At 55.2% G+C, this 2,032-nt stretch carries 1 protein-coding gene; it reads left to right on the forward strand.

Annotation, left to right across the window (positions count from 1 at the left end):
- The first annotated feature begins 1,141 nt into the window (after positions 1 to 1,141).
- A complete protein-coding gene (locus P4L78_RS10565) occupies positions 1,142 to 2,020 on the forward strand; it encodes a hypothetical protein (protein ID WP_309328023.1) in 879 nt (292 codons plus the stop codon).
- The last annotated feature ends 12 nt before the right edge of the window (positions 2,021 to 2,032 follow it).

Here is a 2,032-nt window from a genome sequence, read left to right on the forward strand (position 1 = left end):
AAGAATCTGACACTACCGCACTGTGCTCCGAGGAAGGTGTGGTGTCTATGGAAGATTTTTTCCAGAGGCGCACATGTCGACTGAATTCATCTGCTGCGTCAAAAGGTCCTCATGCCGCCGTGTATGCGATGCAGTAGATGACGTGTTTAGAGGTTCTGGTAATGAACTTTGTCCAACTCACGAAAAATACATTCACGATTCACGATTCACGAACCCGCCATATGCCTGGGACAGCCAAGACGCCATGGGCGCGCGGCGGCAGCTTCGAGGCAAGAGGAGAGCGAAAGAGTGCATCAGGCGCGATGGGGCACGGCCACTGTAGGGAATCAGACGGATACCATAATGGTATGGAGGCAAATCGTTAGGCAAAACGTGATACCAGAATGATATCACAGAGCTTTGAACGGGTACCATATGGTATGGACAGAATTTCATCGGTGGCTGCTGCGAAAATGAGTTATCACTATAATCAAAACACTTCCGTCGGTATCAATCAGCCAAACGTTTATAACTCGTTACACGACGACTTTTGATATATGTTTGAAGTGAAAATAATTTATGGTTATGTAGTTGCAAAGCTCAGCATTCATCCCATATGGGATTGCCGACCAAATCGGAACGGAGACTAGTGACGGACGCAGAAAGGTATTGTCTTAACCGTTCTGCTACAAGCTTTATCTAATCGTGTGCTGTTAGAATCTGTATGGTGGAGAAGGTTTCGGTGCACCGTGCGGTAACTACAAGCCGGCCAAACCCACGTGAAGATGGTACTGGGCATACCATAATGGTACCTCACAACACATGGTACCGGCTGGCATCCATGTCAACACGATACCATCTGGCATCCTGCATCAACCCATACAATTTGGGTGTGAGTATCCAGCAGATGAGACGGACACTCACCCAAGGGATACACCGACACTTCCCGCAGACGGAGAAGAGCATGGTCCTTCACATGCTCATGTTCCATGCTCCGGACTACCTGGCGATGTGGGGACCGGCCAGAGGGACGTGGGTCTTCGCGTTCGAGCGGTACGTACCATCTCGTACCATTCTGTATGGTTGTAACATTTGTTATCATATATGTTACCATCTTCGCTGATCGTTGCTCCTGTGTGCTGCTGTCCCTGTCCCTGTCAGCATGATCGGCCACTACGTGCGTCACATCAAGAGTCGCAAGCACCCCGAGAAGAACGTGATGACTCGCATGGTGTCGGAGCGCTCGGTCCTCCTCCAGCAGTTGGCCACCGTCGGGTGCCGCGTGTTCCCTGGGGTCGACTCGGCCGAAGAGGATGGCGTCGCACCCTCGTCGACCAACTCGAGTCTCCTGGCCGGCTCCGTCCACTGGCCAACGATCACCAAGAACAACAGTCACTTGGTCCACCATCGGTTCAAGTGCCTCAAGCCGGACAGCGTCTGCTGCGTCGACCTGCTGAAGGAGTACCTGGGTGCCCGTCGGTATGCCGAGCTGAGGACCGCCGGGTCGATCAAGTCCCTCCACGTGGTGAGCGTCGACTCGTCGAAGGTCCAGATCGGCGCGTGGACCTACGCCACCACCGCGCGTGAGGCGCGTACCAAGCACCTGAAGACGACCCAGGCGTGGTTCGCCATCCAGGCGCGACACGTCCATCGGTACTTTAATCGTATCGCAGAGATCGTCCAGGGGAATGAGGAGGAGCTGAAGGAGAAGATCGACAGCACTCCTCTCTTCTACGGGCGCTTCAAGTGCTTCCTCCGGGTGACGGTCGAGGGCCTGGCCCAGACCACCTTCTCCTTCGGCCGATGCGACATCTACCGAGGCAGGGTCGACCCCATCACCCAACTGGCGACGATCGACATGGACCCCAACGCGGGTGGTGTCGACACATGGGTGGACACCTACATCAAGCTGACGAACGTCCTCTGCCCGATCGCACGCGGACCGGTCTTCACCGGGTGGCCGGAGTTCAGAGCCGACTCCAAGGCGCCGCGACCTCAGGCGCTGCCACACACTTGGATCGCGATGCCCATCTTCAAGTGAGACGTCAGACGA

It is taken from the genome of Silvimonas sp. (genome assembly GCF_031291215.1).
GTDB lineage: Bacteria > Pseudomonadota > Gammaproteobacteria > Burkholderiales > Chitinibacteraceae > Silvimonas > Silvimonas soli.

What these genes read in the sequence shown, in the direction of transcription:
- P4L78_RS10565 (WP_309328023.1), top strand. Translation starts at nt 1,142, where the DNA reads ATGATCGGCCACTACGTGCGTCACATCAAGAGTCGCAAGCACCCCGAG.